At 69.4% G+C, this 19,311-nt stretch carries 14 protein-coding genes; 7 read left to right on the top strand and 7 right to left on the bottom strand.

Annotated elements, in window-relative coordinates:
• Positions 1–75: 75 nt before the first annotated feature.
• Positions 76–3,858 (bottom strand): ABC transporter ATP-binding protein, encoded by a 3,783-nt coding sequence (locus NJ1_RS05345; protein ID WP_084477767.1) that lies wholly within the window; start codon positions 3,856–3,858, stop codon positions 76–78.
• 179 nt (positions 3,859–4,037) lie between these two features.
• Here NJ1_RS05345 and NJ1_RS05340 point away from each other — a divergent pair, with 179 nt between their 5' ends.
• Positions 4,038–4,577, top strand: a complete 540-nt coding sequence (locus tag NJ1_RS05340) for a VOC family protein (RefSeq protein WP_067688118.1) — start codon at positions 4,038–4,040, stop codon at positions 4,575–4,577.
• Between the two features lie 64 nt (positions 4,578–4,641).
• Here NJ1_RS05340 and NJ1_RS05335 read toward each other — a convergent pair whose 3' ends face one another.
• The 3 genes from NJ1_RS05335 to NJ1_RS05325 are packed head-to-tail and all read right to left on the bottom strand — an operon-like array spanning position 4,642 to position 7,155.
• Positions 4,642–5,436, bottom strand: coding sequence for a hypothetical protein (locus tag NJ1_RS05335; RefSeq protein ID WP_067688115.1), 795 nt, complete (start codon positions 5,434–5,436; stop codon positions 4,642–4,644).
• Between the two features lie 58 nt (positions 5,437–5,494).
• Positions 5,495–6,442 (bottom strand): ABC transporter ATP-binding protein, encoded by a 948-nt coding sequence (locus NJ1_RS05330; protein WP_067688112.1) that lies wholly within the window; start codon positions 6,440–6,442, stop codon positions 5,495–5,497.
• Positions 6,439–7,155 (bottom strand): hypothetical protein, encoded by a 717-nt coding sequence (locus NJ1_RS05325; RefSeq protein WP_067688518.1) that lies wholly within the window; start codon positions 7,153–7,155, stop codon positions 6,439–6,441. Before NJ1_RS05325 ends, NJ1_RS05330 begins: the two co-directional genes overlap by 4 nt.
• A gap of 277 nt (positions 7,156–7,432) precedes the next feature.
• Here NJ1_RS05325 and NJ1_RS05315 point away from each other — a divergent pair, with 277 nt between their 5' ends.
• Together NJ1_RS05315 and NJ1_RS05310 are read left to right on the top strand one after the other, a co-directional pair.
• Positions 7,433–8,272, top strand: coding sequence for an AraC family transcriptional regulator (locus tag NJ1_RS05315; RefSeq protein WP_067688106.1), 840 nt, complete (start codon positions 7,433–7,435; stop codon positions 8,270–8,272).
• Positions 8,273–8,276: 4 nt separating this feature from the next.
• On the top strand, positions 8,277–8,693 hold the full coding sequence (locus tag NJ1_RS05310) for a VOC family protein (RefSeq protein WP_067688103.1): 417 nt from the start codon (positions 8,277–8,279) through the stop codon (positions 8,691–8,693).
• A gap of 223 nt (positions 8,694–8,916) precedes the next feature.
• On the opposite strand, the gene NJ1_RS05305 is transcribed toward NJ1_RS05310, so the two are convergent.
• A complete protein-coding gene (locus tag NJ1_RS05305; RefSeq protein WP_067688100.1) occupies positions 8,917–9,942 on the bottom strand; it encodes a glutathione S-transferase family protein in 1,026 nt (341 codons plus the stop codon).
• A gap of 149 nt (positions 9,943–10,091) precedes the next feature.
• On the opposite strand from NJ1_RS05305, the gene NJ1_RS05300 reads away from it, so the two are divergent.
• Positions 10,092–10,886, top strand: coding sequence for an enoyl-CoA hydratase/isomerase family protein (locus tag NJ1_RS05300; protein ID WP_067688515.1), 795 nt, complete (start codon positions 10,092–10,094; stop codon positions 10,884–10,886).
• Between the two features lie 112 nt (positions 10,887–10,998).
• The gene (locus NJ1_RS05295; protein WP_067688097.1) at positions 10,999–12,237 is read left to right on the top strand and encodes a class I adenylate-forming enzyme family protein; all 1,239 of its coding nucleotides are present in this window, start codon (positions 10,999–11,001) and stop codon (positions 12,235–12,237) included.
• 135 nt (positions 12,238–12,372) lie between these two features.
• Here NJ1_RS05295 and NJ1_RS05290 read toward each other — a convergent pair whose 3' ends face one another.
• On the bottom strand, positions 12,373–13,107 hold the full coding sequence (locus tag NJ1_RS05290; protein WP_067688094.1) for a tyrosine-protein phosphatase: 735 nt from the start codon (positions 13,105–13,107) through the stop codon (positions 12,373–12,375).
• 448 nt (positions 13,108–13,555) lie between these two features.
• Between NJ1_RS05290 and NJ1_RS05285 the strand changes: the two genes are divergently transcribed.
• Both NJ1_RS05285 and NJ1_RS05280 read left to right on the top strand, forming a co-directional pair.
• Complete coding sequence (locus NJ1_RS05285) at positions 13,556–14,047, top strand: TetR family transcriptional regulator (protein WP_245717226.1); 492 nt, start codon at positions 13,556–13,558, stop codon at positions 14,045–14,047.
• A gap of 53 nt (positions 14,048–14,100) precedes the next feature.
• Complete coding sequence (locus NJ1_RS05280) at positions 14,101–15,273, top strand: amino acid deaminase/aldolase (protein WP_067688088.1); 1,173 nt, start codon at positions 14,101–14,103, stop codon at positions 15,271–15,273.
• Positions 15,274–15,526: 253 nt separating this feature from the next.
• Here NJ1_RS05280 and NJ1_RS40810 read toward each other — a convergent pair whose 3' ends face one another.
• Entirely contained in the window at positions 15,527–19,111 is a 3,585-nt protein-coding gene (locus NJ1_RS40810) for a bifunctional RecB family nuclease/DEAD/DEAH box helicase (protein ID WP_281202088.1), read from the bottom strand.
• Positions 19,112–19,311: the final 200 nt, after the last annotated feature.

The raw sequence follows: 19,311 nt of genomic DNA, 5'->3' as shown, positions 1-19,311 counted from the left end.
ACGGGTAATCGGCGTGATGCGCGCCGATGCGCCCCCACTGAGGATATGCCCATCGCAGTTTGCCGCTGGGCATGGCTACCACCGAGTGGGCACACCTTCTCGTGACGACTCGTCCTGGATCGAGAATATTCCTTCCGTGGCCCGTGCCGCAGCCCACAGGCGGGAGTACGGCCCTTCGTTCGATAGCAGTTCTTCATGAGTGCCGATTTCGGCGATTCGGCCGTGTTCCACAACGGCGATCCGATCGGCCTGCGCGGCCGTGGCCAACCGGTGCGCGACGATCACCGCGGTCCGGCCCTGCGTCACCGATTCTGCTGCTACCAGCACCGATGCCTCGGCCTGCGGGTCCAGGACCGCGGTCGCCTCATCGAGCAGCAGCAGGTCCGGCTGGACCAGTTCCGCGCGCGCCAGCGCGACCAGCTGGCGTTGCCCGGCCGAGAGTCCGCGACCCCGCTCGCCGACCGGTTGCCGCATTCCCAGCGGTAATGCGGCGATCGATTCCAGCGCACCCACCGCCGCGGCCGCCGCGTCGATCTCCGCAGATGTCGCAAAAGGTTTGCCAAATGCAATGTTGCTGGCGATGTCTCCGGTGAACAAGTGAGCTTCCTGAGGCACCACACCCAGCCGGGAACGGAAGTCGGAGAGCTGGTAATCACGGATATCCACGCCGCCGACCCGGATCGATCCGGTGTGTGCCGGAATGTCGCCGTGATCATGGGAATCGGTGGATTCGACCGATTCGACAGTTGTGCGAGAAACGTGATTCACGTCACCCGGATCGGATTCCCGACTCGCGCCGGTGGATTCGAGCAGTGGATCGTGTTCCGGTCGAGGCATGTCGTAGAGCCTGGCCAGCAGTTTCACGATGGTCGACTTGCCCGCGCCGGTCGGGCCGACCAGAGCCAGGCTGCTGCCCTGCGGGATTCGCAGACTCACACCGTCGAGGGCCGGGCGATTGGCGCCGGGGTATCGGAACCGCACGTCCTCGAACGCCACCTCCGCGCGCAGCCGGTCCTGGATCCGCACCGGGTCGATCGGATCCGGGGCGATCGAGGACTTGGTGCGCAACAGTTCCCCGATGCGCCGCAACCCGACTCGCGCCTGCTGATACCCGTCGAACAACTGCGAGAGCTGATGGATCGGCCCGAACAGCAATTCCAGATACAGCACGAACGCGACCAGCGTGCCCGCCGTGGTGGTCCCGTGCGCCACCGACCACGCGCCCACGAACACCACCGCCGCCAAGGCCAGATCCGCCCATGCGCCGATGAAGGCGAAGAACACCGAGATCGCCCGCTGCGCGCGCATCCGGCTGTCCCGGTAGCGGCCGGAGTATTCGGCGAAGCGGTCGGCCGCGAGCTCCTCGTGCCGATTGGCCTGCACCACGCGCAGTCCCGCCACGTTCTCGGCGAAGTCGCCGTTCACGGTGGCGGCGTGCTCTCTGGACTCGGTGTACGCGGCGTCGGAGACCTTGCGGAACCACCAGGTGGCCAGCAGCAGCGGCGGCAGCGTCACGAACACCACCAGGGCCAGCTGCGGGTCGATCACCAACAGCGCCACCGCGATTCCGGCGACCATGAGCAGGCTGATCAGCGCGTCCGGGACGCCGGTCTGCAGGAAGGTCGACAGGGCGTCGATATCCGTGGTCATCCGGGTCATGATGCGGCCGGACAGTTCTCGCTCGTAGAAGTCCAGCCCGAGCCGCTGCAGATGCGCGTAGCTGCGCACCCGCAAGCCGTAGAGCAGCCGCTCCCCGGCTCGGGACGCCCACATCAGCGCGGTCGCCGCGACCACCCAGCCCACGCCGACCAGCAGGGCGCCGAACACGGCCGCGCGGGCCAGCGCCCACCCGTCCCGCTGCCCGACACCCGAATCCATCGCATACCGCACGATGGACGGAAAGCCCACGCTCGCAAGGGCTTCCAGCGACAGCAGCGCGATCGTCCCCGCCACCAGCCACTTCACCAGCCGCAATGCCCGGCTCAACCGGAAGCCCGGATCGGGCTCGCGCAGTGCCGCGTCGTCCATCCGCGGCGGCTCATCGGCCGGGGGCAGATGTCCCAGCACCCGTCGAACCTCCTGCGGCGTATCGACATCCACCGTCGGGTCGGCGGCCGCGAGGTCGGCCGACTCGCCGCGCGGCGGGATCGGCGGTGTGGATACCGGTCCGGGGAGGCGGATCACGCGGTCGGCGTGGGTGAGGGTGGATTCGCGATGGGCCAGGATCAGGGTGGTGCGGGGGGTGGTGGTGGGGAGGGCGTCGAAGATGGCGGCCTCGGTGACCGCGTCGACGGCGGAGGTGGCGTCGTCCAGGACGAGGATGCGAGGGTCGGCCAGCAGGGTGCGGGCCAGGGCGATGCGCTGACGCTGACCGCCGGACAGGGTCAGGCCGCGTTCGCCGACGACGGTGTCGTAGCCGTCGGGAAGCTCTTCGATGAACTCGTGGGCCGCGGCCTGCCGTGCGGCGGTGTGGATTTCGGCCTCGGTGGCCTCGGGGCGGCCGAGCGCGATATTCGCGGAGATGGTGTCCGAGAGCAGGAAGGCCTCGTCGAAGACGACGCCGATGGCCGCGCGCAGGTCGACCGCGCGCAGGTCGGCGATGTCGGCGTGGGAGTCGTTGCCGTACAGGGTGATCCGGCCGGAGTCCGGGGTGTAGAAGCGCGGGAGCAGCAGTGACAGGGTGGACTTGCCCGAGCCCGCGGGGCCGATGATCGCGACCGTCTCACCGGGGGCGATGGTCAGATCGAAGTCGTGCAGCACCGGCTGATCGGTGGTGAAACCGAAACTCAGACCGTCGATTTCGATACCGAGCGGCCCGGCCGGCAGAGCGACCGGATGCTCCGGGTCGGTGCGCTCGGGGGCGCTGTCGATGACCTGGTTCACGCGCTCGGCGGCCGCCCGGGTGAGCTGGGCCATCACGATCACCATCGACATGGTGCGGGCGGAGTTGGACAGGGTGGAGACGTAGGCGGTGAAGGCCAGGAAGGTGCCCAGTCCGATGTTGCCGTGCAACGCCAGCGCGCCACCGAGCGCGATCACAGCCACCAGCCCGGCCTGGGGGATCGCGGACAGGGTGGGCGAGAACCTCGAATCGATCCGGGCCGCGCGCATGCGCTCGGAGTACAGCCGGCGACCGTGCCCCTCGAGCAGGTCCACCATTCGGGCTTCCTGCCCGAAGCCCTTCACCACACGTACGCCGGTGATGGTCTCCTCGACGTGCTGCGCCAGATCCGCCGCGCGCTGTTGCGCCGACCAGGTGGCCGCGTACAGCCGGGGGCGCACCTTGAACACCACCAGCGCCAGCGCCGGAACGGTCAACAGCGCGGCCGCGGCCAGCAGCGGGGACAGCCACAGCATCACCACGGCGGCGAGCACGAACTGCAGCCCGGCCACCGCGGACCACGGACCCATCGCCAGCAGACCCTGCACCATGGTCAGATCGCTGATCGAGCGGGACACCACCTGCCCGGTCCGCAGGGTGTCCTGGCCCGGGCCGTCCAGCCGCTGCAGCGAACCCAGCAGATCCACGCGCAGTTCGTGTTGCACATTGAGGGCGAGGCGACCGGCGAGCATGCGCCGCCCGTAGCTGGCCAGGAATCGGCCGACCGCCAGCAGCCCGAGCAGCCAGGCCATCGTCGCGATGATCGCGGTATCGCCCGCGGTCGCGCCGTCCAGCGCGCGCTTGGCCAGCAGCGGACCGGTCACCTCGACCAGTGCGCCCAGCACGACCGCCGCACCGATTCCGGCCAGCACCCGCGGATGGGTCCTGGCCCGTTCCCACAGCCGCCGAATCCATCCGGGCGTCGTCGCCTCCGCCTCGCGCACCTGCACCGTCACGTCCCCCTCGCTCACACTCATCTACGACGATAACGACCGGCCCACCCCCTATTTGTTCCCGCGAACCACGCGAGGGGGTGATGTCGCCGGAATGTGCCTGCTGTCCGCGTGGCGGGGTGCGAGAACGGGACTCCGGTTGTGCGGGGTGGCCCGGGCGTGGTCTGTTGGATGTCACCGATCATCGAAACGGAGTCGCTCCCATGCCGATCCAGCGTCTCAATCACGCCGTGCTGTTCGTCTCCGATCTGGAGCGATCGGTGGCCTTCTACGAGCAGGTGCTCGGCTTCCGGAAACTACCGGGCGGGTTTCCGGGTGGGGCGTTCCTGCAGGCCGCGGGTTCGGCGAACGATCACGACCTGGGTCTTTTCCAGTCGCCGGATCCCTCGGCCGGCCATCGCACCGGAAGGGTCGGCCTCTACCACCTGGCGTGGGAGGTGGACACCCTCGACGAGCTACAGCGCATCCGGGAATCGCTGGTGGCGGCGGGCGCGCTGACCGGCGCGTCCGATCACGGCTCGACCAAGGCGCTGTACGCCGCCGACCCGGACGGCATCGAATTCGAGGTCTGCTGGCTGGTGCCGGACGACGCGGTCGAAGCCGAACTGCGGAACCTCACCGCGCCCTCGATGCCGCTGGACATCCCGGCGCTGATGGCGAGGTACGGATCGGACACCACCGGTGGCCCGCGCACCGATCACGAGGTCTGGCGTCGCCTCTTCGCGGGGCGCACCGCCGACTGATCCCGAACGGGCCTGCCCGGTGCGCGTCGCCGATCGGCGGGTGGGCGGTGCCGCAGGAACCGGTTCAGATATCGCGCTGGGTCAGGAACCACCAGGCTCCGGCGACCGCGCCCGCCGTCCACAGCACCAGCACGACGATCGCGGCCGGGGCCGGGGCGAAGAAGTCGCCGTCGCCGAACTTGCCGTCACTGATCGCGCCGACCGTGGCCGAGACCGGCAGTATCGTCGCGAACCCGGCGAACCCGATGGCCCGCGCCGTGATCCACACCAGCGGTTCGACGACCATCGGAGCCAGCACCGCGATCACCGCCCGCACCGGTGAGCGCAGCAGGAAGCCCAGTGCCGCGCCGATGACCGACCAGCAGGTCGCCGCCAGCGCCACTCCGCCCAGCACCGCGAAGAATCCCATGGTGATCGGCGCGGTGTCCCGTCCGCCCAGCAGATACAGCGCGAGGCCGCCGAGCAGCTCGGTGACCAGCACGGCCGCCAGCGTGAAAGCCGCCACCACAGCCAGTTTCGACCCGAGCAGCAGATTCCGGTCCGGTGTGAACAGCGCGCTCACCGCCACGCCCCGATACCGGTACTCCCACCCGGAGGACAGCGCCCCGAAGACCGCCGCACCCGCCACGATCACCACCAGCGCCCACGAGACCGCCGTCGCGGCCCACCCGTCGGCGAATACGAACGCGTCCTTCTTGTTTGCCTCGTTCGGCGCGTACGACAACCCGAGCAGCACGAACGCGAGTACCGCGGCACCCCCGACGCCCGCCGCCAACGCCCAGTACACCCGAAGCGAAGTAACCTTCCGCACTTCGGAATTCGCGGCCCGAGCCACCACCGGCGGCAGAGTCGGAATCATCGAGCATCCTTTCGTGGTCCCCGCGGTCCGCGCTGGACGGTGTCGCGGACCGGTGTGGTCAACGGGGCGTTCCGTAGGGGGCGGGGGAGTGGTACGCGGGTGCGGCCGGGGGACGGGTGAGGGCCGCCAGGACCTGATCGGGGTGAATGTGTTCGGGGGTGATCTCGGTGAGCTGGACGCGCGCGGCGGAGGCGGCGGATTCCAGTTGGGCGAGCGAGGTTTCGGCGACCGCGAGGCGGCCGTCGGGGCGCATGACCGCGTCGGTGAAACCGTGAGCGGCGAGGGTGGTGGCCAGCGCGATGGGGCTGGAGGATTTCACCAGCAGCCGGTCGGGATGGCCGCGCCGCAGGCGAGCGGGACTGCCCTGGAACACGATTCGGCCGTGATCCAGGACGATCAACTCGTCGGCGACGGGCAGCACCGTGCTCAGTGTGCGCGAGGTGAGCAGCACCGTGCCGCCACGCCGGGCATGCGAGTGCAGGAATTCGTTCAGCCACACGCTTTCCGCGGCGTCGAGCCCGGCGGCCGGATCGTCCAGCATCAGCAGCGGCGGGTCGCCCAGCAGCGCCACCGCCAGCGCCACGCGAGTGCGCACGGCCTCGGTGAGCCCGCCGACCCGCTGATCGGCCAGCGTGTCCAGCCGGACCAGTCGTAGCAGTTCCTCCACCCGCGCATCGGAAACCCCTGCGGCAGCGGCGAATACCCGCAGCTGCGCGCGTACGGTGCGGGCCGGATGCAGGCCGCGGGGGGAGAGCATCGCGCCGACCACCTGCCCGGTCCGGCTCGCACCGGAGCCGGGACCGCCCACGCTCGCGGTGCCGGAGGTCGGTTCGAGCTGGCCCAGCAGCATGCGCAGCACGGTGGTCTTACCCGCGCCGGACGGTCCGACCAGCGCGGCCACCTTGCCCGCGGGCACCACGAAACTCACATCGTCGACCACGGTGGTGGTCTCGAAGGTCTTGGTGAGTCCGCCCACCGCGAAGGCGAGCGGCCGCGCCTGGCTCACGACTTCTGCTTCTTGGGGGTGGCTTCCACGGCGGGAAACGGGGTGGCGTCGATGACCAGCGGCTGCGGCCAGACCGACGGCGGCGGCCCGAAAGCCTTGCGCGAGTTGTCGACCACGCCGCGGCCGATGGCCCGGTTGCCGAAACCGCCGATGGCCGCGCCGATTCCGGCCGGGATCACCTTGCCGACCATGAGCGCGCTGCGCTTGGCGATGAACTGCACCAGCAGTCGCTTGAGCAGCGAATCGTTCATGGCGTTGATGCCGGGGATCTTGTTGGTCAGCAGGGTGCCCCAGTTCTTGGCGGAGCTGCCGACGCTCTTCTGGATGATCTGCTTGCCGCTCTCGCCCAGCACGATGCCGAGCACCAGCGCGCGGCGGCGCTCCTTGTCCTCCGGCGCGACGCCGTGCACGGCGGCCACGGCCAGCGCGAACACCGCCGACGCCTCCAGGAAGAACGCGGTCTCGGCGCTCATCGCGGCCAGCGCGGCCACGGTGCCCACACCCGGAACGGCCGCCGTCGCGCCCACCGCGGTACCGCTGCCGGTCACGGTGTTCAGGTACAGCTTCTCGATCCGGGCGATGATCTGCGCGGGTGACTCGCCCGGATGGGAGTTCCGCAGCTTCCCGACGTACTTCGTGACCGCAGGCGCTTGCACCTGGGCTCCGTTGTCGAGCAGTGAGACGACCGCCTTCTCGAACCCGGTCTCGAACATCGACAACACCCCTATCTTCGTGCGGTCCTCCGACCGAAACTCTATGGCACCCGGACAACGATCCGCGAGAGAGCGCGGTTCCGCACGCCACCCGGCGGTTTCCGGGCCACGACGGGCATGCCCGGGGGTGTCGCGGATATGCCCGCTACAGCCATCGGGAAACCCGGCACGGTCATCGGCGCTGTCGCGGTGAGCACCGCGCCGGAGACGAACACCGTGCGCACCACTCCGTGGACACGGTGCGCGTCTGGTCGAAGATCGGCTTACCGTGGAAGCTGTGGCGGGAGTGTCCGAAGGCGCGAGCGGGATCCCCGATCCGCGGTTGCGTGCCTACGTCCGCGGCTACGAGGGCTACCTGCTGCGCGATTTCGCGCCCGGAACCCACGTCGGGATGCCGGGAACCGGGCTCACGGTCATCGTGACCATCGACGAACCCCTGGACGTGCCGATCTCCTCGCATCCCGAGCAGGCGCCCGCGAGCTGGGACACGCTCGCGAGCGGGTTGACCGTTCGCCCCACGCTGATCGCGCACAACGGCTTCCAGCACGGGATTCAGCTGGATATGACGCCGCTGGGGTGCCGGGCGCTGTTCGGCGTCCCGACCGCCGCGCTGGGTTCCTGGATCGTGGACCTGTCCGACGTGTTCGGACCGGGCGCGCGAGAGCTGTGGGAGCGCCTGTCGATCACGGGCGGCTGGCCCGAACGGTTCGGGATTCTCGACGAGATACTGCTGCGGCGGATTGCCCCGGTGCACTGGGACGCGGAGCTCGCGCGCGCCTGGGAGCTGCTCTCGGGCCCGGACCCGGCGGTGCGGGTGGCCGCGGTCGCCGACGAGATCGGCTGGAGCCGAAGGCATCTGGGCAATCGCTTCACCGCCGAATTCGGGGTGACGCCCAAGGACCTGGTGCGCATCGCCCGCTTCGAACGCTCGCATCGCATGCTGCGACGGCCCGTGCCCCCGCCGCTCGCGGAGGTCGCGATCTCGACCGGCTACTACGACCAGGCGCACATGGCTCGCGAATGGCGCGAGCTCGCGGGCATGCCGCCCTCGGTGTGGCGCGAGCGCGAGGTGTTCCCATTCGTCCAAGACCAACTCGAGCCTCAGGCGGGAGGCTAGATCCATGACAGAGACAACATCGGTGCAGGCGGCCACCGTTATCTGGCCGACCATGACCTACCGCGACCCGAACGCCGCGATCGCCTTCCTCGAGAAGGCGTTCGGCTTCCGCACCGTGGCCAAGCACGGCGCGGGCGATATGGTCGCGCACGCCGAGATGAGCTGGCCGGGTGGCGGCGGCATCATGCTCGGTTCCTGGCGCGAGGACAGCCCGCTGTCCTGCTCCCCGCCCGCCTCCGGCTCGGTGTACATCGTCGTGGAGGACCCGGACGCGCTCTACGCGAGCGCCGTGGCCGCCGGAGCGACGATCACCCGCGAACTGCTCGACGAAACCGATTACGAGTCACGGGGATTCACCTGCCGCGACCCCGAGGGCGTGAGCTGGAGCTTCGGCACCTACCCGGGCGAACCGGCGGAATGAGCCATCCCGGGGCGTCGCGGCGGTAAGAGTCGTGGACACCCGAAACCACCTCCCCGAGTGGGGGTTTCGTCGATACGGAACCCTGTTCGTCTGATCCGGACGCGGCGGCCGGGGAGATATGTCGCGCCGGAGTGAGTTTCTCCGCGGGCTTCGTGCAGCGCCGCAAGGACACCGGCCCTGCACTCGGCGAACACCGATCGGCCCGGTGGGACGCCCCGGAGTCTCAGGCCGCGCCGTGTCCGGCGGGAACCCGTTCGGCGACCGGCGGCGGCTCGGGGGCGGTGCCTTTACCGAAGGGGCTGCCGCCCAAGGCTTCTCGTCCGTGCGGGGTGAGCCAGTTGCCGAGCTCCGGGCCCTTGGGGACGATCCGCGTCGGGTTGATGTCCGTGTGCACGATGTAGTAGTGCTGCTTGATCTGGACGAAGTCGGTGGTGTCGCCGAAGCCCGGGGTCTGGAACAGATCGCGCGCGTACGCCCACAGCACCGGCAGTTCGGTCAGCTTCTCGCGGTTGCACTTGAAGTGCCCGTGATAGACCGGATCGAAGCGTGCCAGGGTGGTGAACAGGCGCACGTCGGCCTCGGTGATGGTGTCGCCGACCAGATAGCGCTGGGTGGCCAGGCGCTCGGACAACCAGTCCAGGGCGGTGAAGAGCCGATCGTAGGCGGCGTCGTAGGCGTCCTGGCTGCCCGCGAATCCACAGCGGTACACACCGTTGTTCACCTCGGTGAAGACCCGCTTGTTCACGGTGTCGATCTCGGCGCGCAGATCGGCCGGGTACAGCTCGGGCGCACCGGGCCGGTGGTACTCGGTCCACTCGGTGGAGAAATCCAGGGTGATCTGCGCGAAGTCATTGGTGACGACCTGACCGGTCGGCACGTCCACGATGGCGGGCACCGTGATGCCGCGCGGATAGTCCGGGGTCCGCGCGAAGTACGCGTCCTGCAGGTAGTGGATGCCCAGCACCGGATCCAGGCCGTCGGGGTCGAGGTCGAAGGTCCAGCTGCGCTTGTCGTGCGTGGGCCCGCACAGACCCAGCGACAGCACCGATTCGAGGCCGAGCAGCCGCCGCACGATCAGTGTCCGATTGGCCCACGGGCAGGCCCGCGCGGCCACGAGCCGATAGCGGCCCGGCTCGACCGGATACCCGTCCCGCCCTTCCGCGGTGATCCGCGTGGTGATGTAGTTCGTGTCCCGTTTGAACTCGCCGGGTTCGACGTAACTGCCGTTCTCCGATTTCGACGTGGTCACTCGGCCAGTCTGGCAGATTTCCGGGGTCCGCGGCGGTGCTCCCCGGATGCGCGGTGCGGGCCGCGTGTCTCGAACACCGGCCGCCGAACGCCGCCGCCGGCACCGTTCCCGGGCTGGTCCAGCGAAGTGACTGCGCATACATTCAGTTCATGACTGACGCGAAGCCCACCCGCCTGGAACGCATCGAGACCGCCGGGGGTGCGCAGGCCGCCATCCTCACCATCGCCCATCCGCCCTTGAATCTGTTCGACAAGGTGCTGTTCGAGGCCCTCACCGCCGATATCGCGGAGCTGACCGCCAACCCGCCGCGCGCGCTGCTGCTGCGCGCCGAGGGCAAGCTGGTCTCCGGCGGCGTGGACGTGCACGTGTTCGACGGGCTCTCGATCGAGCAGGGCGCGCAGCTGTGGGAGTCGCTCTTCGAGAAGATCATCCAGCCGCTCGAGGCGCTGCCGTGCCCGGTGATCTTCTCCGCGCACAGCCTGACCCTGACCGCCGCCTTCGAGATCGCGCTGGCCTGCGACATCATCCTGGCCGCGCCCAAGGCCAAGTTCGGTCTGGTCGAGACCGTCGTGGGCCTGACCCCCTCGATGGGCGGCCCGCAGCGGCTGGCCGAGCGCGCCGGCTCCGGTCGCGCCCGCGAGTTCGTGATGACCGGAGACCTGTACGACGCGCCGACGATGGCCGAGTGGGGAGTGGTGAACGCGATCCACGAGGACGTGGACACCGCCGCCGGCGTCCTGCTGGCCCGGCTTGCCGAGGGACCGACCAAGGCGCACGCCGCGACCAAGGAGATCATCGGCGCGTGGCGTTCCGGCGGTGTGGCACATGCGGATTCGGTCACGCCGGAGGTTTCCGGAAAACTCTTCGCCACCGAGGATCTGCAGGGTGCGGTCCGCAGTTTCCTTGCGGTCGGTCCGGGGAAGGCCACCTACACGGGGCGGTGAAAGGTTTCGGCCCGGTGAAGCCCCGCATCGGTTTGCCGACAATCCGCCCATTCATGTGATCTGCATCATATAGTCACTCATGCCTGCTGCCTCGAGGCACCCGGAGGGACTGATGTCGCAGTTACTGGTGGAATTCCCGCACTCGCGAAATGCCCGGTGCGACAACCCCCTTGCCCGTGGGGCCGACGGCGTCCTGCGCTACGGAAACCTGACTCCGGCCCTCACCGAGTTGCTGGACATCCAGGTGCACACCTTCGCCGCACGTGAGGCGGTGGTCGAGATCGGCGGCCCCCGCCTCACCTACCGCGAGCTCTGGTACTCGGCGTCACGGATCGCGGGCGGTTTGCAGGAGCACGGCATCGGCTACGGCGACCGGGTCGCGGTCCGCATGCCGGTGGGCGCGCGCTGGATCCAGGCTTTCCTGGGCGCGCTGCTGTCCGGCGCGGTGCCGGTCCTCGTGCACGACGGTTTGCCGGATGCGGTGGCCGAGCGCGTGATCCGCGATTCCTGCGCCGATTTCGTGCTGGACGGCGGCGGCAGCGCGGCCGGTTATCGCGACGCCCTGCCCGACGCCGCCGCCTTCATCGACGACGGTGCGTCACTGGGGGAGCTGGCGCTGCTCTGCTACACCAGCCCCGGCTCTTCGGGTGGGCCGCGCGGCGTGGAGCTCACCAACGAGAACCTGCTCTCGGCGATCCGTTCCGTGGTCGGCGCGCTCGAACTGCCGACCGAGGGCCTGCGCAATCTGGTGCTGCTGCCGCTGGCGCACGCCAGCGGCGTGGTGGATCAGCTGCTGCCGACCTTTGCGATCGGCGGCACCGTGGTGCTGGCCCCCGATCCGGCGGCCGTCGCGGAAACCCTTGTCTCGGAACGAATAGACATGGTCTCCGCCACTCCCCGAATATTCGCCGGGCTGCTGCCGGGCCTGAGTGGATTGCGTCTCGAGCGCGTCCGCCAAGTCTGCAGCGCCGGGCATCGCGCCGAACTCGCGGCCGCCGATTGCGCCGCCGCCCATGTGGTCGATGACAAACTCCGCGAGGTATTTCCCGAGGCCCGGCAATGGTCGGTGTGGGGCGCCACGGAAACCAGCGGCATCGGCCTGGCTCGTGATGACGAGGCCGCCGCTCGCAATGCGCTCGGATTCGCTTTCGGCGGTACCGAATTGGCGCTCTGGGGTCCGGAAGCCGATGCCGGACAGGGTGAATTGCTGTGCCGCGGTCCGAATGTCACACGCCGCTACTGGAACGATCCGCAAACCACCGAATCACGTTTCACCGGCTCGTGGTTTCACACCGGAAATCAGGTGAGCATCGACCACGAGGGCCTGGTCCGGCGCGCGATGGCCGACTGAGCACGGCACTCGGCGATAGAAGATCGCGATGGCCGATCCGGCCCGCCGCGATCGCCGCGGCGGGCGGAATCGGCGTATCCGCGCAACGAGATGACCGAGATGACGCCGCACCGGGCGGCGTCATCTCCGCGCGCGTCAGGCGATCAGGCGGGCGCGCAGCGCGTCGCGCTGTTCGGGCGTGATGCCGACCTCGGCGAGGTAGCCCTCGGTGCTGCCGTACATGTCGAGCATGGACTTGGTGGCCGATTCGAGGTAGTCCGGGCGCACGCCCAGCAGGTCGTCGGACAGTTCCTCGTTGCTGCCCGCCGCGATGAGCGCGCGCAGCGTGGGCACGGCGTCATTGCTGAGCAGGTAATCGGCGTAGATGTCCTCTTCCACGACGTCGACCGCGCGCAGCAGGGTGGCGACGGACCAGCCGGTGCGATCCTTGCCCGCCGCGCAATGCACCAGCGCCGTGCCGGTGAGCAGGGAATCGGCCAGCGCCTTGATGGCGATGTGCGCGTGCGGCATGGCCGGGAACTCGCGGTACACCTCGAGCATGTGGTTGAAGGCCGTGGCATTGCGGCGGGCCTCGTGCGGCGGGGTGTCGCTGATGTTCGGGTCGAAGGGCGTGACCCGCAGCCGGACGCCCTCGGGCAGCGCGTCGTGGCCGAGGTAGTCGATCTCGGCGTAGCCGCGCAGATCGTGGACGTCGGTGACGCCGAGGCCGCTCAGGGCGGCGCGGCCGTCGTCGTCGAGCCTGCTGAGCTCCGCGGCGCGGAGCAGGAAGCCGTCGCGGATCGTGCCGCCCCCGGCGGTACGAGCGCCTCCCACGTCCCGGTAGTTGAAGGTGCCGGACAGGAGGAATTGGTCGTGGCGTGCTGAAGTCACCTGCTCAGGCTATCCGCGATCGGGCGGTGCCACCGGGGTGTCCCGATGGGTGGGTGGAATGCCCGAGATCGGAGGTATGCCAGGGTGGGCGGGGGGAATTCGCGGGTGCGGCACGCGGGTGTGTCGTGTGGGTTCGAGCACAGTCGCTATCTTTGTGCGAAGCGGCGGCCGTAAAATACCGATCGGTTCTAATGCCTGCTTTACCGGGCGATCGATGAATTTGGACGATTCCCATTCGATCGCGAGCTCGTTCCGATTAGGTAACGAAACAAACTTCCGGTACGAAATCGGCGATCGAATCTGGTCGGGAACCTAGTAAACGACGTAGCATTGATACTCGTTGAACGGGTGTACCGAGTCCTGATTCGGGGGTCAGTGTCGATCTGCCGGCCCGTTGAGCGATCCGCGCGTCATAAATGCGCGAGTTCTTTCGCCAAGGGAGTCGTCGTTGAACGCAAGTGGAGAAATCATCCAGGCCGGGCTCCGTCCGGCCATGGCCGAGGCCATCGAGAAAGCCGCGGCCTCACTCGATTTCACCGGTAATCGCGCCCTCCGGGTCCTGTTGCATGCCGGGGTCAGCACGCTGTGGCCGATCCTGAAGTCCACGCCGGACCGTCAGTTGAGGGCCTACGAGTCGACCCTGCACGTGCTGCGCAGGCGCTGGGAGGATCAGGGAACCGACATGCCGGTGTGCGTGCCGGACCCGGTCGCGTCCGCGATGTTCAAGGGGATGGACGCGGCGGTCACCGACTTCCTGGAGCTGTGCGCGGTGCGCTCGGGTACGCAGTGGCTGGAGCCCTGCGATGCCATCGCGGCCTATCTGGTCGCGGTGATACAGGGCATGGTGCTGCGCTGGCTGGCCGATTGCGACGACGAGACGTCGCTGGTCGTGCTGGACGATCTGGTGCAGTACCTCTCGACCAAGGCGGTCGATGTGTGACGCGCGCCGAACAGGTACTGGACGATTGACCAAGTTCGTGGTCGAATGAACGTGTGACAGATCCGTCGCCGATTTCCGGGCTGCACGCGGCCACCGCCGAACTCGACCCGCCCCTCGCGGCCGTCGACCTGACCGCCTTGCGCGCCAATGCCGCCGATCTGGTGCGCCGAGCGCGCGGCGTGCCGGTTCGAGTGGCCAGCAAATCCGTGCGCTGCCGCGCCGTCCTGGAGGAAGTGCTCGGCAGCGATCTCACCGCATCCGGCGGCTTCGCCGGCATCATGGGCTACTCGCTGGCGGAGGCCATCTGGCTGGCCCGCCAGGGCGCCCGCGACATCCTGCTCGGCTACCCGTCGGTCGACCGCGCCGCGCTGCGTGAACTCGCCGCCGATCCGGTGCTGCTGGATGCCGTCACGCTGATGATCGACGACACCGATCAGCTGGATCTGATCCGCGCGGCGATCGGTGCGAAGCCCGCTCCCCGGGTGTGCATCGACGTGGACGCCTCACTGCGCATCGGCCCGCTGCATCTGGGTGTGCGGCGTTCCCCGATCCGCACCCCCGAACAGGCCGCGGCGCTGGCGATCGTGGCGCGCGATCGCGGATTCCGGGTGGTCGGCATCATGACGTACGAGGCGCAGATCGCGGGACTGCCCGACACCAATCCCGCTGTGCGACTGGTGAAGAAGGCCTCCGCCGCGGAGATCACGCGCCGTCGCCGCCAGGTGGTGGACGCGGTCCGCTCCGAGATCGGCGAACTCGAGATCGTCAACAGCGGCGGCACCGGGTCCATCGAGGTCAGCATCACCGACCCGGACGTCACCGAGGTCACGGCCGGATCCGGCCTCTACTTCCCGACGCTGTTCGACGGCTATCGCAACCTCGCCCAGCGGCCCGCCATGTTCTTCGCGCTCCCGGTCCTGCGCCATCCCGCGCCGGGCATCGCCACCGCGTTCTCCGGCGGCTACATCGCCTCCGGGCCCACCGGACCGACTCGCGTCCCGCGGCCCGTGTGGCCGACGGGCCTGAAGCTCATCGGCACCGAAGGGGCGGGCGAGGTCCAGACGCCCCTGCGCGGCGCGGACGGGCTCGAGATCGGCGACCGCGTCTGGTTCCGCCACGCCAAGGCGGGCGAGCTGTGCGAACGCTTCACCCAGGTGCACCTGGTCGACTCCGGCACGCGCACAACGGTTCCCACCTATCGTGGCGAAGGGCAGTGCTTCGGCTGATCCGGTGACCGGTCCACCGCACGCGATCCGGTGACCGGTCCACCGCACGCGCTGATCCGGTGGCCGGGTCCAGCGCATGCTTCGTGTAGTGCCGTTCCCGCGCCGAGAAAGGTTGCGGCACAGTGTCAACGGTTGCCGGGGAGTGTCAACGGTTGCCGGGGAGTGTCAACGGTTGCCGGGGAGTGTCAACGGTTGCCGGGTAGTGCCAACGGTTGCCGGGCAGGGTCTACCGGATCGCCGGTGATCTCCGCGTTCAGACTCGGTCGAGCTGCAGCGCCGCCGCGAGGTCGGAGAGTTCCGCCGTCGTGGCCGGAAGGTATTCGGTCAGCAGCGGTGAGCGCACGATGATCGCCGACCACATGGCTCGGGAGATGGCACTGGTGAGCCAGTGCCTCGAGAGCAGGGCGCCGATGCCGTGCGGGGCGTCCTGCGGGGCCGAGGTGGTCATGGAGACCAGGACCACCGCCGCCTCCCGGCCGCGGAAGTGGTCGGGGGTGCCGACCAGGACGTCTTCGATTCTGGCGCGGGACAACAGGGTTCGGATCCGCGCCACCTGCGCGTGATACGGGGCGACGACCAGGATGTCGTGCGGGTGCAGACGGCGGGTGACCGCGCCGGTGTGCCACGGCAGTCCGAGCAGGGTGCGGACCTGACGGACGATCTCGCGGGCCTCCTCGGCGGATTCGGTGGTGTTGCCGTGGTGTTCGACCGCGACGGTGTGCACACCCGGCCGTACGCCGTCGAGTTCCCTTGCCAGGGTGACCGTTTCGTTCGAGCGCAGCCGGTTCTCGTAGCGCAGCCGCGATACCGGGCCCGACATGCGCGGGTGCATGCGCCAGGTGCGATCCAGGAAATAGCCGTGCGTGGCGGGCAGCGTGCGGTGCGGGCCGACGATGCGGCCCAGCGCCGAGTCGCCGATGGGTTCGGGATGCGCGCCCTCTCCGGTCGCCGGGGCGGGATCGCCCACCAGCAGCACGTTCCGGGCGCAGACCGCCACTGCGACCGCCTCGGCCAGCGGGAACTTCCCGGCATCCGCGATCACCAGCAGATCCAGCGAATTCGGCGCGATCCGCTCCGCATCGGCGAAATCCGCTGGGAGACCGCCGACTACGCAGCCGTTGACGGCATTGTCGAGAAAACGCGGATATCGGATGGCCTCGATGGGCAGCCATTCCGAGGCGACCGACTGCGCATCGGATTTGGCGACGAGCTCGGGCAGCACCCCGACCTCCACCACCGCGTCCAGGACGTGCTCGACCACCGCGTGCGAACGCGCGACCACTCCCACCCGCCACCTGTACCGCGTCACGAGCCTCTCCACGACGCGTGCGGTGGTGTCGGTCTTGCCGGTGCCGGGCGGGCCCTGCACCGCCATATAGGAGTTGTCGAGATCGAGCACGGCCGCGGTGACGGCGGCGGCGTGATCGCCGAACACCTCCGGTAGCGCCGCCCAGGTCCGCAGGCGCGGGGGACGGCGGCACAGCAGATCGAAGACCGCGGTCTCGGGCACCTCCGGCAGGCTCACCAGCAGCTGGTGGGCGATGTCCTCGATCGCCTCCTCGAGATGCGCCTGGCGGCTCGGGGGGCACGGGGCGATGGCGGTGGGGAGCTGATCGTAGGGCTCGCACCCCTCCGGTAGTAGCTCCACCACCCGCACGACGTCCTCGAAATTGGTGTCGAGCGAACAACCGAGCACCGTCGCGTGCGCGGTGGAGCGGCGGCCCGGCAGCGTGCTCATGCCCGGCGCGGGGCGGTCGTAGAGGGTCAGGACCCGGGTGCCCGGTTTCGGCGCGTTGCCGGTACCCAGACGTCCGGTGAGCGTGAGGTAGCGGCGCATCGGCCGCTGACCGGTGCTGTGCCACTGGGTGTCGACGCTGCCCCAATCCGCCAGCAGCACACCGGGTGTGTCGGCCCAGTCCTCGACGGGATGATCGAGCCGGTCGTCGTGCGCCCAGCGTTTCGGCTGCCGTTCGCGCCGGTGGTAGCCGAGCGCGGCCGCGGTGAACGCCGCCGCGGTCTGCGCCGGGGAACGGTCCTGTCCGGCGGCGTCGGCGAATTCCCGCAGTGCCGCCTCGATCTCGTCGGGGCCGGTCTCGGCGTAGTCGTAGGCCCAGCGCCGGTCCGGTCGCACGCCGTACTCGGCCGCCACATCCAGCAGCCAATCCCGCAGCCGCAGAATCGCTTCCGCACCGCCACCGCTCTCGCCCTGGTTCGGCGGCAATCGGTGCAGGTCGTACGATCGCTCGCCGACGATCAGGGCGGCACGCACCACCGGATACAGATCCACCAGTGCCGGAAGCAGTTCCGCCACCAGATCCTCGTCGTCGCACTGCCGTTCGCCCAGGGCGCTGAGCACCGGGCGCAGATTCCCGCGGTAGTGGTGGATGCGCAGATCGGGGCAGAGCCGCTGGCGTTCGGCCAGGAAGTCGAGCAGGGCTTCCGCGTCGTCGTACTGAGTCGCTCGGATGATGAAGCTGCGCACGGCCTTCGAGGAATACGAGGCCGCCGCGACCGGCTCGAAGCCCAGTGCGAGAGCACCGGCGCCGGACCCCGGGGATGGTTCGAAATCCTCCATGACCCCTGTGCCGCCCGCGGATTCGATCCAGGGTGAATGCGCGTGCTCGCCCGAGCCGCTCGCCGCGCTCGCGCCGACCAGCAGTTCGGACACCGCGTGCGCGGACTCCGAATCCGCGTGGCCGGTCGTCGCCGTGCGCTGCTCGGAGTCGAGGAAGCAGACGCTGACGGTCAGATTCGGGGTGGGGTCGGCGGACCGGAAGAGCGTGGCGGTCGCACCGGGATCGGCTGTGACACTGACGAAAAGGTCCCCGCGGGAAGGCTGGGGGAGGGCGGCCAGGGCCGGGGCGTCCACGAGGGTGTGGGCCGGGCGGTCGGTGCTTTCGCGCTGCAACTGGAGTTCGGCCTGGCGGCGCAGCACGGTGAAGGCGGGGGCCGGGATGCCGGTGACCGAGACATCGGCGGCGGCCAGGCGCTCGACGGTGGCGATCCCGGCGTCGCGCAGCTGGGCTCGGGTGGTGGCGCGCATGCCGGCCACCAGACGCAGATCGCGGTGGGTCTCGAGTTCCGCTGTGCAGGACGGACAGTGACCGCAGGCCAGGAACCGGCGATCGTCCCACTGCACCGGCAGCAGTTCGCCGAGTTTGGCCTCCAGGATGTGGTCGAGACGGGCGCGGCGGGCCCGGTGGACCACGGCGATATCGGCGAGCGAATGCGTGGTCGCGACGCCGTCCACCCAGATGCGGGCGTGTGGTGCGGGCCGGAAGCCGATGCGGTGCAACGCATCCGCGCATGCGACCAGGGTCAGCAGCGCCGTGACGGTGGTGCGGCGGGTGGCCACGGCGGCGGGCAGGTAGTCGTGCGCCTCGGGGCTGCTGTCGCGGATCAGGAAGTCGCAGTGGGCCGCGAACTCACCGTCGAACACGACCGCGCCCGCCACCGCGTCGGCGTTCGCGCGCAGCGCGGCGAGGGTGTGATCGTGCGCCGCGCGCAATGCCGCGAGAGGTTCGTCGTGCGAATCGTGTTCTCGGGAAACGAGTCCGCGCACTCTCGCGACGCCGGAGCCGTAGCGGTCGCGCAGATCCGCGAGCCGGTGCTCGAAGGCGCGGTCGCCGGGCTCGATCATCGAACCCATGACGTGCGTCGTCGCCGGGCCGGCCTGTGCCGCCATAGCGCGGGCGGGTGCAGTCCTCTCGCGGGCAGGGCTCAGCGCGCCGGTCGACGCGACGTCGATCGGCGTGACCAGTCCCAGTTCGGCGTCGAGGGCGCGCAGTACCGCGAACTCACAACGCGCCGCCGCAACCAGGTCTCGGGTGCTGCACACGACACGATCACCGAACAGAATCAATCGCGGCCCTCCTGTGTCTCTCCGCCCGACACCCGCACCCGGCCGGAGCGTCATTTCATGGCCGAGTCGGCCAACAGCGTAGTGACTCCGGGGTGGGTGATGTGCCGCCAGGTCCGCCCGTCGAGCGCCCGTTCTCGTATTCGTACAGCCGCATGTCAGCGCATATTCTGCGGGCG

The organism is Nocardia jejuensis NBRC 103114 (genome assembly GCF_001613145.1).
Lineage (GTDB): Bacteria > Actinomycetota > Actinomycetes > Mycobacteriales > Mycobacteriaceae > Nocardia > Nocardia jejuensis.
Note: the sequence above shows the minus strand (reverse complement) of the source record. Positions and strands in the feature narration are given on the sequence as shown.